Raw genomic sequence first — 15114 nt, 5'->3', positions numbered from 1 at the left:
CGTGCACAACTGCTGAGTTACGCAGACTCGGCACATTCAAACAAGACCATCGGCCGCGATTTGCCGGCGATAACGTCCTCGTTCACCACAACTTCCTTAACGCGATCCTGAGAAGGGATATCGTACATCACGTCGAGCATGGAGTTTTCAAGGATTGAGCGCAGACCACGCGCCCCCGTCTTGCGTTTGAGCGCTTCACGGGCGATGGCTACAAGCGCCCCATCGGTGAATTTGAGGCTGACCGCCTCCATTTCAAACAGCTTCTGGTACTGCTTGACCAAAGCGTTTTTGGGCTCTTTGAGGATGGCGATCAGCGCCTCCTCGTCCAGCTCATCCAGGGTCGCCACCACCGGCAGCCGGCCTATGAATTCGGGAATGAGCCCGAATTTGAGCAGATCTCCCGGCTCGACCTGCTCCAGAATTTCGCCGAGATTGATGTCCTTTTTATTTTTGATATCAGCGCCGAACCCCATGCTTTTGCTGCCGGTCCGCTGAGAGATGATGCTCTCAAGACCGGAGAAGGCACCTCCACAGATAAACAGGATATTGGTTGTGTCGACCTTGAGGAATTCCTGCTGCGGGTGCTTGCGCCCCCCTTTGGGAGGCACGCTGGCCATGGTCCCCTCGATGATTTTGAGCAAGGCCTGCTGCACCCCTTCCCCGGAAACATCGCGTGTAATGGAAGGGGAATCGGACTTGCGGGCGATCTTGTCAACCTCGTCGATATAAATGATCCCCTTCTGTGCTTTTTCCAGGTCGTAATCGGCCGCCTGCAACAGGTTGAGGATAATATTCTCGACATCTTCGCCGACATAACCGGCCTCGGTAAGATTGGTGGCATCGGCGATGGCGAAGGGCACATTGAGAACCCGCGCCAGGGTCTGGGCAAGAAGGGTTTTGCCGCTGCCGGTCGGGCCGAGCAGAAGGATGTTGCTCTTCTGGATCTCCACATCCGAGGGTTTTGTAGCAAACTCAACCCGCTTGTAGTGATTGTAAACCGCGACCGAAAGAGTCTTTTTGGCCCTCTCCTGACCAATGACAAAATCATCGAGCACAGCCCTGATTTCAGAAGGCTTGGGGAGGCGATCCATGGTGGACCCGCCGGCTTCTTCCAGCTTGGCCTCCTCGTCGATGATATCGTTGCACAGTTCGATGCACTCATCGCAGATGTAGACCGTCGGTCCGGCGATCAGCTTTTTCACCTCATCCTGGGACTTGCCACAGAATGAACAGGTGAGAGCGCCGCCCTTGTCATCATTTTGACTCACGAATTACCCTCCGAGTTGAGCTTTGAAAAAAACCGCGGAAGTCTCACGACTTCCTTTCTACCATTTGGTCAATGATACCATATTTACGCGCGGCCTCGCTATCCATAAAGTAATCGCGCTCGGTGTCCTGCGAAATCCGCTCAACAGGCTGACCGGTATGCTGAGCGAGAACGTCATTGAGGGTCTCGCGCATGCGCAGGATTTCCCGCGCGTGAATGCTGATGTCGGATGCCTGACCCTGAAATCCCCCCAGGGGTTGGTGGATCATGATCCGTGCATGTGGCAATGCAAATCTCTTGCCGGCCGTTCCAGCGGCGAGCAGGACCGCGGCCATGCTGGCAGCCTGGCCGACGCAAATCGTCGAAACCGGAGCCTTAAGGTACTGCATGGTATCGTAAATAGCCATCCCGGAAGTCACCACCCCGCCCGGGGAATTGATGTAGAGAAAGATATCCTTGTCGGGGTCCTCCGATTCGAGGAACAGCAACTGCGCGATAATCAGGTTCGCCATCTGATCCTCGATAGACCCGCCGATAAAGATGATTCGATCTTTCAGCAGGCGCGAATAAATATCGTAGGATCGCTCTCCGCGACCGGTCTGCTCAATAACAAATGGGATTACGGCCATGGGATCAGCCCTCCTCTTCCTCGGCGGCCGCCTCGCCCAGGTCTTCTTTGGCGACTTCGTTCACCTGCGCTTTTTCAAGCAGAAAGTCAAACACCTTGTCTTCAACAACGCGCGAAGCCAGCGCACGGCGCACATCGCCTTCGGCGTAGCGCTTCTGCACCTCTTCAACCGGCACACCGACCATTTCGCTTACTTCCTGCATTTTAGCAGTCATTTCCGAGTCATCAACCTTAATGTCTTCCTGACGGGCCACTGCTTCAAGCAGAAGTGCTCCCTTGACCTGATCGGCGGCCTGCTCATGGTACTGCTCGGCAAACATATCTTCGTTCATGCCGAGCATTTCCATGGACATTCCCTGGTAGCTCAGCCGCCGCCGTGCGTCTTCGTACATCTGCTTAAGCTGGTCGGCGACCATGACATCGGGAACCTCGATGGAGTTGCGCTCGAGCAGAGCCTGGATCACGCGCTCGCGCATCTCGGCTTCTATGCGGCGGGTCTCCTGGGTGATATGGGCTTCCTTAATCTTTTCGCGTAACGCATCAACATTCTCGGCACCGAACTGCTGAGCGAATGCATCGTCGATCTCCGGCAGCCGGCGCTCTTTAATCTCATTGAGCGTAACCTTGAAGACAGCCGGCTTGCCGGCGAGATCTTCAACGCCATAGTCCTGGGGAAACTCAACCTCGATCTCACGCTCGTCGCCGCGGCCCATCCCTTCAATCTGCTCCTCAAAGCCGGGAAGAAATGTACCGGAGCCGAGTTCAAGTTCATAGTTTTCAGCAGAACCGTTCTGAAAGGCCTCACCGTCAACAAAGCCTTCAAAATCAATTACCGCGATATCTCCACCGCGAGCCTTGTCATGTTCGCTGACCACCGTTTCCGCACGGGAATTGCGCATCTCGGCGATCTGCTCATCGACAAACTTCTCATCGAACTCGAACTTTTCCTTCTCGATGACCAGTCCTTCGTAGTCCTTCACTTCAATTTCAGGCTTGACTTCAACCAGCAGTGAATAGGTAAACGGGCTGCCTTTTTCGATCGAACCACTGTCGAGCATCTCCGGATCGGAAACGGCAGCGATCTTGTTGTCCATCAACGCCTGCAGGTAGCTGTCGTTGATCAGGCGATTGAGAACCTGGTGCTCCATGTCGGCGGCATAATATTTCTCCAGCACGCTGCGCGGCACCTTGCCGGGGCGAAAGCCCTTCATTTTAGCCGTCTTGCCGATTTTCCTGTAAGCTTTTTCGATTTCGGCATCGACCTTTGCAGCTTCAATTTCAAATTGCAGCTTCTTCTTGACGCTGTTGACGTCTTCAACCTTGACATTCACACCACTCATGCCGTTGACCTCGCTGAATTATTTAATAAACGAAAAGCCCCCCGCGGCATCTGCCGGGGAGTCCAACCGGATTGACATTCCTGAACCGGCGCGGAAGGCGGATCACAAGTCCGAAAAGAAATTGGTGCGAGAGGGGGGAGTCGAACCCCCACGGTTGCCCGCTGGATCCTAAATCCAGTGCGTCTGCCAATTCCGCCACTCTCGCGCAGAACGAAGGATTTTTTCAAAAGGGTTGGCAAGAACAAAGGAACCCTGGAGGAAAAGACCCAATCAGCAAACAGCCTCTTCCGCCATGCTGATGCCTGGGTCGGGTCGCGATCGAATCGTGATTCGCGCCGCATCATGAAAAAGGCCCGCCCCGTTAACCCGAAGCGGGCCCATCTTATTACTTGGGGTGAGTGATGGGATTTGAACCCACGACAACTGGAGCCACAATCCAGTGCTCTACCAACTGAGCTACACCCACCATGATAGTGAAAACGAAAACAGATACTAGCCAAGCGTTTCGCGGTTTGTCAATCACAAACTTCAAATCACCGCCTGGCACGGCACAAATGGCGCGCCAGGGAGGACTCGAACCCCCGACCCACGGCTTAGAAGGCCGTTGCTCTATCCGGCTGAGCTACTGGCGCTTTGAAAAAATGGTCGGGGCGAGAGGATTCGAACCTCCGACCCCCTGCTCCCAAGGCAGGTGCGCTACCAGGCTGCGCTACACCCCGACGTAAGGGATGTTCTCTTAACATGCAGCTTCAGAATTTGCAACCTAAAAGATGCAAATGGATCAAAAAGAACATAATCTATCGACCGTCTCAACATTGAGGCACAGGGCGTGCATCGAACAAGCCGGAAAAATACCGTTAAATTTTTGGTTGACTCACGATATTTTCTGCAAAAACCGAGCGCGGAGGTGCGCATGCACAAAAAATACAATCCCCACAGCTTGATCCCCCTGATTTTGAGTTTATTTCTTGCCGCCTGCGGAGGCGGGGGTGGCAGCGGCGGAGACCCTATTATTCCGCAACCGGGCAACACGGCCCCGATTGCGCGAATCAGTGCGGATCTCATCAACACTCAGACAGGCGAAACAGTTACTCTAAGCGCGGCAAACAGCAGCGACCCGGACGGGGATCCCCTGACATTCTCCTGGGACCTGACGAGCAAACCCGAGGGAAGCTCTGCAGAACTGACAAATCCCGGAGACGCCGTCACCCAGTTGACCCTGGACACCGAAGGCAGCTATACAGTCACTCTGGTTGCCAGCGACGGTTTTTCAGACAGCAGCCCCGCTACGCTGGTCCTTTCAGCGGGCGAAAACCTCAAGGGCGGCATCTCGGTGCAATCCCCCACCATCACCGCCGGCCAGTCCACGCGCCTGAGCGCCATTCCTATTTCAGGCATCGACCCAGACGAACTGTCTTTCGCATGGAGGATTGTCGATGAACCCGGCGGCGCCTCCCTGTCTGCTTTCGATGAACCTGAAACGATTCTGACAACGGCTCTGCCGGGAGAGCATGTCATCAGCCTGACGGTCTCTTCCAGCCAAAATTCCGACACCAGACAAATAACAGTTTTCGCTGAAGGTCTTCCGGATAATCGCCCGCCTTCCGCCTCAATCATTACAGAAAGCACGCGCTCCATAATTGGCGAGGCGCTGCTTTTTGACGGCAGGTCCAGCAGCGACCCCGACAATGACCTGCTCTCCTTTACCTGGGAATTGACCGAAAAACCTCCGGGAAGCTCAGCGGTGCTGTCAGGGTCGTCCGATGACAGGGTCTACCTCACAGCGGACCTGCAGGGCGAATATACCGTTGCGCTGCAGGTTAGCGACGGTGAACTGACAAGCCCCCTTCAGACTTTGACCGTTACAGCATCCCCGCCCGGGGCAAACACACCACCAGAGGCCATAATAACGCCCGAAGAGGTCGAGACCTCAGTTGGGGTGCGCACCTATCTCGACGGCTCTCAAAGTACGGACCCCGACGGCGACAGCCTCAGCTACCGCTGGCAACTGCTGCACAAGCCTGCGGGAAGCCAAAGCGCCCTGACCAACAGCACCTCATCCGCAACCTATCTGACACCGGATACGGAGGGAGAATACCGCATAGAATTAATCGTCAGTGATGGCCGGATTGAAAGTACGGCCAGCCTGGCGACCGTCACTGCGACGGAACAGGATAACAACCTGATCCGTCCGGTGGCCGACGCCGGGGAGGATCAACTGGTTTCAATCGGAGATGAAGTCCTGCTGGACGGCCGGGGCAGCCGCACCGAGAACGAAGAGGACCTCTTTTTTTCCTGGTCCCTGCTTTCGACCCCATCCACCGGGACGGTGTTATCTAATAATAACGCTGCGACACCACATTTTACCCCCGACCTCGCTGGCATCTATTTGGCACAACTGATTGTCAACAACGGTCAACTCAACAGCGAACCGGATACGGTTGAGATTCAGGTCAATGCGCCACCCGTCGCAGATGCCGGCGCCAACCGCCAAACCTACCTCGGCAGCCACGTCACGCTTGACGGCAGCGCCAGCAGTGATCCCGACACGGGACCTCAGCCGATCGTTTACAGCTGGCAGGTGCGCGACGCAGAGGGAACCGTTCTCTCCCTTGAGGGTGCCGACCAAAAGACCACTCGCTTCACCCCCTTGCAGACAGGGCTCTACACCCTGATCCTGACGGTCGATGACGGACTCGACAGCCACACCGCTCAGGCGATAGTCGAAGTCGTTCCGGCGCCGGACCAGCAGCCTGTAGCCGATGCAGGAGACAACACCGTGGCCGACACGGGCGAGACCGTCTATCTCAACGGATCGGACAGCTTCGACCCGGACAGCGACCCGCTGACTTTCCACTGGAGCTTTACCAACCGACCAGCCGACAGCCTGCTTGAAGATGCGGACATTATCCAGTCCCCGTCATCCCCCGAGGCATCCTTTACCCCGGACCGGGACGGTCGCTATGACGTGGCACTGACTGTCAATGACGGTACCCTCGACAGCGACCCGGATACCGTGATCATCACCGCCATTTCGCGCCCCGTGGCCGATGCGGGCCCGGATCGCAGCGTCGGACTCGGTGCCGAAGTTACCTTGAACGCAGGCGACAGTCATGCTCCGCAAGGCAACACATTGACCTATTCCTGGACTTTTGATCCCCCGGCGGCAAGTATGGCGGAACTCTCCTCTCCACAAGGGCAGATAGTCAGCTTCACACCGGATGTCCCCGGCAGCTACCGCATCGGACTCACCGTCGATGACGAATTTTTTTCAAGCGATGAGTTCATCGTGGAAATCACGGCGGTGAACACCTTCATGCGCACCTACGGCGGTGCGGGGGTAGATTTCGGCGGCCCGGTGCATGAACTTGAGGATGGCTCAGGTTATATCATCGGCGGCGAATCCAATTCACCGAGTATCGCTGAACAGGGCGATTACGACATGGTGCTGATCGCTACGGACTCGGCAGGGAATGAGATCTGGCGAGAAGTTTACGGCGGAGCGGGAGCAGAGGAGCTCTGGAGTCTCGCCGCGAAGCCTGACGGGGGGTTCTACCTGGCCGGCTTCAGCAACTCCTTTGGAGAGGAAACCGGGGATTCATCCGGCGCAGGCGATGCCTACCTGGTTGAAACCACGAGCCGGGGAGTTCAGCTTAATCAAAAAACCTACGGCAGCACCGATCTGGATCAGGCCCAGGTCGTTCTTCCGACAGCGGACGGCGGCTTGATCCTGGCCGGTTATACCCAGTCTCCCGATCTGGCGCCCCAAGGCGTCAATGACGCCAACATGTATGTGATCAAGCAGACAGCAGGAGGGGAAGTTGCCTGGGAGAGAAGTTACGGCGGCGAGTTGGTAGAAGATGCCTGGGGCATTGCCGAGAAACCCGACGGCAGCGGATTCCTGGTCGCCGGCTTCACCGATTCCTACGCGGACAAAGCCCGAGGGGACGCATACATTGTAGAAATCGACGCTGACGGAAACCAGCTTTCCAGCCTGACGCTGGGTGAGCCGGGACTCTATGATGAATTCTACGATCTGCGTCGCATCGGCAACAGCAATCGTTATATTGCCGTCGGCTATACCGAATCCCACCAGGACAGCAATGGTGATTTCTATTTTGTCATTATTTCAAACGACGCATCCGGGGAACTGCGCGTCGAGAAGGAAATCGCCCTTGGCGGAACAGCGCACGACGAAACGCATGCGGTTGCACTCTGCGACGACGGGGGTTTTGCCCTGATCGGCACGACCCTTTCCTATGGGCACAGCGCCCTTAATCCGGACATCCTGCTGATCAGAACAGACGGGGAAGGTAATCAAATCTGGCAACATACTTATGGCGGAACGGCAAGCGATCAATCCTGGTCAATCACACAAGCCATGGACGGTGGCTACCTGATCGGCGGCAACACAGCATCCATCGGCCAGGGGCTGCAGGATATACTGCTGATCAAAACCGGCCCGGATGGCAACGTGGCCCCCCTTGCCCGCCCGTTGCCGCCCCTGTCACAAAATGAAGGCACAGGTGTTGATATCGACGGCGCAGCGGGCTTTCTTGAGCCCAATGCACAGCCGCTCACCTTCGAAGCGATCAATCTGCCAGCGGGCCTCGCGGTGAATGCCAATACGGGGCGTATCACCGGCACCCTGCCCGATATGACCTCGGACCGCACGATACAGGTCACTCTGATTGCCACTGACCCTAACGGACTCAGCGCCACATCGACACTGAAGCTCACAATAAAGGATACGGACTGAATCAGAAATGGACAAAAAATGATTTCTTTTCTTCAATAACCCCTTGCCTTCACGGCGCACCTGTTTTATAAAGGTCTGCGTCTGGCAAGGTTGTGCAGCACTCACTTTGTTTTTTCGGCAAAGCTAATGAACCGCACAGTCCATGCGACTGCGCGGTTTTTTTATGCCGAAGGCAAAGGAGACTGCACCAGGAAAAACGGGGGAGGAGACTCCCCGGAATGCAAGGAGCAAAAGATGGCTGAAGGGACAGTAAAATGGTTTAACGACGCAAAGGGTTTTGGTTTCATCGAGCAGGAGAACGGTCCGGATGTTTTCGTTCACTTCTCCGCTATCCAGGGCGAGGGTTTCAAATCCCTGCTGGAGGGTGATCGGGTCGAGTTCGAGGTAACCGAAGGACAGAAAGGCCCGCAGGCCAGCAACGTCGTTAAACTCTAAAACTCAAGTAACCCCGTTCCCTAAGCTCCACGGTACCGCCGTGGAGCTTTTTTATTAACCCCCTGGAGAGACTCCCCCATGGACAAGAAAAACCCGACGGTTCTGATCAAAACCAATCTCGGCGACATCACCCTTGAACTCGATGCCGAAAAAGCACCGATCACGGTCGAGAACTTTCTCGAGTACGTGCGCAGCGGCTTTTATGACGGTACCATTTTCCACCGCGTCATCGACGGCTTCATGATTCAGGGCGGAGGCATGACGCCGGACATGAAAGAGAAAAAAAGCGGAAAGTCCATCAAAAACGAGGCGGACAACGGTCTGACCAACCAGCGCGGCACCATCGCCATGGCCCGCACCCAGGTGGTCGACAGCGCAACCTCCCAGTTCTTCATCAATGTCGCAGACAACGATTTCCTCAACCACCGCGACAAAACGGCCAATGGCTACGGATATGCGGTTTTCGGCCGCGTGGTCGACGGCATGAAAACGGTGGATGCCATCCGGAACACGGCGACCACGACCGTCGGTTTCCATCAGGACGTCCCGAAAACAGCCGTAGTCATGGAACAGGTTTCAGTCGTCGAATAAGGCTGCCTTGCAGTGAACCGGCGCAATCCGATATGCGCCGGTTCACCCTTACCATCTCCTTCAGAAGAATACCTTCTCCCCTCTTCCCGTCATTTTTTTCAGCGACGCCAATCCCTCACAATCTACCCCTGCATAATGCTTTGATCTCAATTGCATGAGCTTATAGTTTTCCAGCATCCGCCCATCGTCTGAATCAACATGTCATGCCGTCCTGAATCAAGGCAATCATAACAAAGGTTTTCGGGCAAATTTGACATAACATCTCGTCCATACTAAAATACTATGTCGTTTTTACGGAAAACTTCTCTGTTCTTCAATCATACAAGGAGCCTATTTCTTCATGGCAATTTACGATCAGACTCAGCAAAACATCGCTCGCAAAATCAATGAAAACTCTGAAATTTCCAACTGGAAAGACTGGCACTGGCAACTGCGCCATTCGGTGGAATCCATCGATACGTTTGAAAATCTGCTCGACATCAAATTTCCCGCCGAGGAGCGCAGTAAACTGGAAGAGACTCTGAGCAAGTTCCCGCTTTCGGTCACCCCCTACTATATGTCGCTGATCGACGCGGAGGATTACCATAACTGCCCTGTTTTCAAACAGGCCTTTCCTTCCCCTGCCGAACTGGATATCGGCGGCTGCGACATGGCCGACCCGCTGGCGGAGGACACCGACAGCCCGGCGCCGGGGATCACCCATCGCTACCCTGACCGGGTGCTGTTTCACATCAGCAACGTGTGCAGCATGTACTGCCGTCACTGCACCCGCAAGCGCAAGGTGGGCGATCAGGACTCCATTCCCGGGCGGGAGGAACTGCAACAGGGGCTGGACTATATCCGCAATCATCCCGAAGTGCGCGATGTCCTGCTCTCCGGCGGCGACCCGCTGATGCTCAACGACGATTACCTCGACTGGATTCTGACCGAGGTCCGCAAGATCGAGCATGTCCAGATCATTCGCATCGGCTCCCGCATGCCGGTGGTGCTGCCCTACCGGATCACCGACGAACTGGTCGAGATCCTCAAGAAGCATCAGCCGCTGTGGCTCAACACCCACTTCAACCACCCGCGCGAGATCACCACATCGAGCAAGCAGGCAATCCGCAAGCTGGCTGATGGGGGCATCCCGCTGGGCAATCAGACCGTGCTGCTGGCCGGCGTCAATGACTGCCCCCGCGTGATCAAGTCTCTAGTGCACAAGCTGGTGCATAACCGCGTGCGTCCCTACTACCTCTATCAGTGCGACCTGTCGGAAGGACTCACCCACTTCCGCACCCCGGTGGGTAAGGGAATCGAAATCATGGAAAGCCTTATCGGCCACACCAGCGGCTTCGCCGTACCGACCTATGTCATTGACGCGCCGGGCGGCGGGGGGAAGATTCCCCTGAACCCCAATTACCTGATCTCTCTTTCAACCAACAAAGTGGTGCTGCGCAACTACGAAGGCGTCATCACCACGTACCAGGAGCCCGACAGCTATGAAGCCACTTTCTGCGATCGCAAGTGCGACGACTGCCGGCTTCACCTCAAGCTCGACGATGCCGAGGAATACCGGGCGACCGGCATCGAGATGCTGCTGTCGGATCATGATGAAACCATCTCTCTGACTCCCGAGAACAACGCCCGTATCGACAGGAGAAACCATGAGTGATATTATCGAGCGTCTGGGACGCTCCCAGATACAGCACGGCAAGAACAACAATCGCGTTTACCTGATGAAGCTCGATCCGCGCGACAGTGTCGAACTGGTGGGCAAACTTGACAGCCTTGCACAGAGCAATGGCTACACCAAAATATTCGCCAAGGTCCCCGATGAAGCCCGACCGGTTTTCACTGAGGCAGGCTACCAGGTCGAAGCACGGATTCCGCAGTTTTTCAACGGATCCAAAGATGCCGCTTTTTTAGGAAAATACTTCTGCGACAAACGCAGGAAAGAGAAAAAGCCGCAAACGGTGCGCGAAATCATCGAGACTGCACAATCCAAAGCCGGGCAGCCTGCCTGCCCCGAGCTTAAACCTGGATTTGAGCTGCGTCGACTCGAACATGCTGACGCCGAAGCCATGGCCGAGGTTTACCGTGAGGTCTTTGCAAGCTACCCCTTCCCCATCCATGATCCCGACTACCTGCGGGAGACCATGGATGACAACATCCTGTACTGGGGAACCTGGGAGGGCGATAAGCTGGCGGCAATCTCTTCCGCCGAAACCTACCCGGATGAGCGCAATGCGGAGATGACCGATTTTGCCACCCTGCCCGATTATCGCGGCGCCGGTCTGGCCCAGGTGCTGCTGGCGGAGATGGAAGACGAGTTGCGGCGCCAGGAGTACCATACTGCCTACACCATTGCGCGCGCCTACAGCTTCGGCATGAACATCACCTTTGCCAAGCACGGTTACAGCTACAGCGGCACGCTGACGCACAACACCGATATCTCGGGCGAACTTGAAAGCATGAATATCTGGCACAAGGCACTTTGATCGGAGAACCATAAGCGCCCTGCCCCTTGACAGGGCAGGCAATGCAGGACAGAATCCCGCGGAACCGACGTTTCGCGGGATTCTTTTTTGCGTGGGATAATTGAATGGACTTTCTGACCCTCTTCGGGCTGGCCGCGGCCCTGGCCATGGATGCCTTCGCCGTGGCGCTGGGTGCGGGCCTGACCCTGAAGCGGCTTACCGGCGGGCACCTGTTTCGCCTGAGTTTTCACTTCGGGTTGTTCCAGGGGATGATGCCGATCATCGGCTGGCTGGCCGGATTGAGCGTGCAACGCTGGATTGCCGCCTACGATCACTGGATTGCCTTTATTCTTCTCGCCTTTATCGGCGGCAAGATGATCTACGAAGCCTTCAGGGAAGAGCAGGCGCTGCGTGACCCACGCGATCCGACACGCGGTCTGACCCTGATCATGCTCTCCATCGCCACCAGCATCGACGCGCTGGCGGTGGGGCTGTCGCTGGGGATGCTGGGTGTCACGATCTGGTTTCCGGCGCTGATCATCGCCGTAGTGGCGGGGGTGTTCACTCTGGCGGGCATGCTACTTGGGAGGCGCATCAGCGGCCTGTGGGGGCCGCGGGTGGAAATTTTCGGGGGCGTGGTGCTTTTTGCCATCGGCCTGAAAATTCTGCTGGAGCACACCCTGGGGATGTGACTCCTCAAAGGATTGCAGGTGAGGCAGAAGAAGACCGATCGCCGACAGAATGACCAGCAGCACAAAAGAGACTCTTATTTCATCTTCCGCCCGCCTGCCGCGGCGCCAGTTGACCAGCATCCCGGCAACCCCCAGAAAAAGCCCGAGATACATCATCCCCTGCAGGTAACCGAGCAGTTCAACATCCCAACTGGTGCGCAGAGGAATATCGTAATAGCGGTCGAAAAATGTTTCGACCTGCGGCTTGGCTTTTGACAAAACCAGAACTGCGGCCAGCATCAGCAACCAGCCGATGACAACCAGGAGTTCCAGAGAGCGGACCCAGATGTCGGGTTTTCGCCGGCGCTCAACGCCTCTGCGGGTGCTGGAATTTCGCATTTCGACTCATCCCCCTATTGCTCGCACTCATGGAACCTGGGATCAGGTCCGCGGCGGTCCACCTGCAGGAGAAAATGCTCGATTTCTTCGGCAGGCAGCGGCTTGCTGAAGAGATACCCCTGCATCTCCTGACAGCGGTGGTCCCTCAGAAAGTCCAACTGGCCTTCAGTTTCGACCCCTTCGGCAATCACCTGGAGCTTCAAACTGTTGCCCATGGAGATGATGGCCGTAGCGATAGCGGCATCAGTGGCATCGAATTCGACGTCGCGCACAAATGACTTGTCGATCTTCAGGGTGTTGACCGAAAAGCGCTTGAGATGCGCAAGAGATGAATAACCTGTGCCGAAATCGTCAATGGCGATCATAACGCCCAGATCCCTGAGCTGATTGAGAATCGCCACCGCAGATTCCGGGTTCTGCATGACCACCGTTTCGGTGACTTCGATTTCAAGATCGCAGGGGGCGAGCCCGGATTCATCAAGAACCCGTCGCACGATATCGATGAATTCCCGCTGCTGCAGCTGGTAGCCGGAGATGTTGACCGCGACCCGCATTCGCGGCAGTCCCCGCTGCTGCCACTGGCGATTCTGCATGCAGGCCTGGAGCAGAACCCACTCTCCTATGGAGAAAATCAATCCCGTCTCCTCCGCCAGCGGAATGAACTCGTTGGGCGGCAGCAGCCCCAGCTCCGGGTGATCCCAACGCAGCAGCGCCTCCATGGCGGTAATGCGGCCCGAAGCAATGTCGACCTTGGGCTGGTAGAAAATGCGAAACTGATCCATTTCCAGCGCTTTGCGGATCGCCGTTTCAAGCACCAGACGTTTTTCTACGTCTGAATCCATCTCCTCGCGGTAAAGCTGATAATTGTTCCGCCCCTGGGCCTTGGCGTGGTACATGGCGATGTCGGCCTTTTTAATCAGGCTCTGGGCGTCCTGGTGATGGTCGGGAAACAGGCTGATGCCGATGCTGGTGGTAATGAAGAGTTCATGTCCGTCAATGCAGAGAGGCCGCACCAGATTTTTAAGGATTTTCTTCGCGACCTTTTCGACGCTCTCTGCGCCATCCACATTCCCCAGACAGAGGATAAATTCATCGCCCCCCATGCGCGCCACGGCATCCACCTCACGGATGCATCCATGCAGGCGCTGCCCCATCTCCCGCAGTAAACGGTCGCCCAGAACGTGGCCCAGGGTATCGTTGATAATCTTGAAACGGTCGAGGTCGAGAAAAAGAACGGCGACCTGTCTTCCCTGGCGCCGCGCCAGCGCAATGGAGTGATTGAGCCGGTCGAGAAAAAAAGCGCGATTAGGCAAACCCGTCAGCTGGTCGTAGTGCGCCAGCCGGTAAAGTTCTGCCTGAGCCTTTTTGTGCTCGGTCACGTCACGACAGATGACCCAGATCGTGCCAAGGCCATCATTATGCAGGCAGCAGCGGGTCAAAGATCCTTCCACTTCAAGCACTTCATCATGGCGATTGAGCAGCCGGCCGTTGGTTACGCGGCCGGCTTCGCCGCGCAGAACGCGATCGAACTCATGGCTGCAGTTCTCCCGGAATTCAGGGTGAACGATATCCTTGAGGTAGAGTTTCTGCAGATCGTGTCCATCATACCCCATGGACTGTCGCCAGGCACTGTTGGCAAACCGCAGTCTGCCGTCCTTATCGATATTGAAGATCAGATCACTGGCTGTTTCAAGAAATTCGCTCATCCCCTTCTGGCTGTTGCGCAATTCCTGATTTTCTCGACGAATGACCGACATCAGGAAAACACCCGCCACCGCAACAGCGGCATTGAGCACACTGACCCAGAACCAGAGCAGAAAAAGATGCAGCCCGTTCTGATGCAGATTCTCATCGACAAACGGCATGGAGACATTGGGCCACCAGCCCTGATAACCACCCAGCAGAACAAGGCCGTAAAGCAGCGCCCCTGAAAGCCCCATGAACCATACCCGATGCGGCTGTTCCAGAAGGACGGCAGCCTCCAGAGTCACAAGAAGATAAACCGGCCAGAACCAGCTCGCGGCACCCCCGCTGAAATGAACCAGAAAAGTCACAATGGACAGGTCAAGAAGAACCTGCAGTGAATTTACATAGATGGGACGCGCAAGGCGATCGTAGAAAAGATGAACGGCGCCATTGTGCAGGAGAATAACGGCAACGGAAAGAAAAAGAGCCAGAAGCTGTGGGCGGCTGAGAAAGAATCCATAAGGACTTCGCAGAAAAAGAAATCCTGCAGCAAGGCAGCTTGTCGCCAGCAGTCCGAGAAGAAACCAGCGAATCTTGACCAGCAGGAAGGTCCGATCGCGAGGATCGGCGAAATTTATGCCGGAGCAGGCAAGAAGCCGGTTCTCCAGAGCATTTGGCGATCCCCAGTTTGGAAAGGCTGAATTCTGATGGTCCTGTATTGGCGTAGCGATGGCAGAGTCCTCCAGCAAAACCATGGTCCGAACACATCTCGAACCCCCAGCACCTTCCCAGGCGGAACAGAGCACAAAGGAGAGGAGATTGCGGAGACCTCAACAATCATACAAAATTATAATTTTTTTATCAAACGTTTTTACGATC

The 15114-nt window shown here is 55.9% G+C and carries 11 protein-coding genes and 4 tRNA genes; 6 read left to right on the top strand and 9 right to left on the bottom strand.

Annotated features, from left to right (window positions below):
- Window positions 1–17: 17 nt before the first annotated feature.
- The 7 genes from clpX to GSUB_RS05985 all read right to left on the bottom strand — a co-directional run bounded on the left by clpX (window position 18) and on the right by GSUB_RS05985 (window position 3954).
- A complete protein-coding gene (gene clpX / locus GSUB_RS06015; RefSeq protein ID WP_040199739.1) occupies window positions 18–1268 on the bottom strand; it encodes an ATP-dependent Clp protease ATP-binding subunit ClpX in 1251 nt (416 codons plus the stop codon).
- A 43-nt stretch (window positions 1269–1311) separates the two neighbouring features.
- Window positions 1312–1896 (bottom strand): ATP-dependent Clp endopeptidase proteolytic subunit ClpP, encoded by a 585-nt coding sequence (gene clpP, locus GSUB_RS06010; protein WP_040199737.1) that lies wholly within the window; start codon window positions 1894–1896, stop codon window positions 1312–1314.
- A gap of 4 nt (window positions 1897–1900) precedes the next feature.
- Complete coding sequence (gene tig / locus GSUB_RS06005; RefSeq protein WP_040199736.1) at window positions 1901–3235, bottom strand: trigger factor; 1335 nt, start codon at window positions 3233–3235, stop codon at window positions 1901–1903.
- Window positions 3236–3357: 122 nt separating this feature from the next.
- Window positions 3358–3440, bottom strand: a tRNA-Leu gene (locus tag GSUB_RS06000).
- Window positions 3441–3625: 185 nt separating this feature from the next.
- Window positions 3626–3701: transfer RNA gene (locus GSUB_RS05995), tRNA-His, on the bottom strand.
- A gap of 89 nt (window positions 3702–3790) precedes the next feature.
- Window positions 3791–3867: transfer RNA gene (locus GSUB_RS05990), tRNA-Arg, on the bottom strand.
- A gap of 10 nt (window positions 3868–3877) precedes the next feature.
- A tRNA-Pro gene (locus GSUB_RS05985) sits at window positions 3878–3954 on the bottom strand.
- A 194-nt stretch (window positions 3955–4148) separates the two neighbouring features.
- Between GSUB_RS05985 and GSUB_RS05980 the strand changes: the two genes are divergently transcribed.
- From GSUB_RS05980 to GSUB_RS05955, 6 genes are all read left to right on the top strand, one after another.
- Window positions 4149–7994: an Ig domain-containing protein gene (locus tag GSUB_RS05980; protein WP_040199735.1), complete on the top strand. Its 3846-nt coding sequence runs from the start codon at window positions 4149–4151 to the stop codon at window positions 7992–7994.
- A gap of 234 nt (window positions 7995–8228) precedes the next feature.
- A complete protein-coding gene (locus GSUB_RS05975; RefSeq protein WP_040202169.1) occupies window positions 8229–8429 on the top strand; it encodes a cold-shock protein in 201 nt (66 codons plus the stop codon).
- Between the two features lie 78 nt (window positions 8430–8507).
- Entirely contained in the window at window positions 8508–9020 is a 513-nt protein-coding gene (locus GSUB_RS05970) for a peptidylprolyl isomerase (protein ID WP_040199734.1), read from the top strand.
- A 340-nt stretch (window positions 9021–9360) separates the two neighbouring features.
- Window positions 9361–10674 carry a lysine 2,3-aminomutase gene (gene kamA / locus GSUB_RS05965; protein ID WP_040199733.1) on the top strand — a complete coding sequence of 438 codons (1314 nt, stop codon included), beginning with the start codon at window positions 9361–9363 and terminating at the stop codon, window positions 10672–10674.
- A complete protein-coding gene (gene ablB, locus GSUB_RS05960) occupies window positions 10667–11500 on the top strand; it encodes a putative beta-lysine N-acetyltransferase (RefSeq protein WP_040199732.1) in 834 nt (277 codons plus the stop codon). The genes kamA and ablB overlap by 8 nt, the downstream gene beginning before the upstream one ends.
- Before the next feature lie 104 nt (window positions 11501–11604).
- Window positions 11605–12171 (top strand): manganese efflux pump MntP, encoded by a 567-nt coding sequence (locus GSUB_RS05955; protein WP_040199731.1) that lies wholly within the window; start codon window positions 11605–11607, stop codon window positions 12169–12171.
- Here the strand turns inward: GSUB_RS05955 and GSUB_RS19005 are convergent.
- Both GSUB_RS19005 and GSUB_RS05950 read right to left on the bottom strand, forming a co-directional pair.
- Window positions 12058–12549 carry a hypothetical protein gene (locus tag GSUB_RS19005; protein ID WP_144401959.1) on the bottom strand — a complete coding sequence of 164 codons (492 nt, stop codon included), beginning with the start codon at window positions 12547–12549 and terminating at the stop codon, window positions 12058–12060. The genes GSUB_RS05955 and GSUB_RS19005 overlap by 114 nt on opposite strands.
- A 14-nt stretch (window positions 12550–12563) precedes the next feature.
- Window positions 12564–14990, bottom strand: coding sequence for a putative bifunctional diguanylate cyclase/phosphodiesterase (locus tag GSUB_RS05950; RefSeq protein WP_052464639.1), 2427 nt, complete (start codon window positions 14988–14990; stop codon window positions 12564–12566).
- Window positions 14991–15114: the final 124 nt, after the last annotated feature.

Origin of the sequence: Geoalkalibacter subterraneus, from assembly GCF_000827125.1 — a bacterium.
Classification (GTDB): Bacteria; Desulfobacterota; Desulfuromonadia; order Desulfuromonadales; family Geoalkalibacteraceae; genus Geoalkalibacter_A; species Geoalkalibacter_A subterraneus.
The sequence above is the reverse complement of the archived record's forward strand: the minus strand, read 5'-3'. Positions and strand labels throughout refer to the sequence as shown.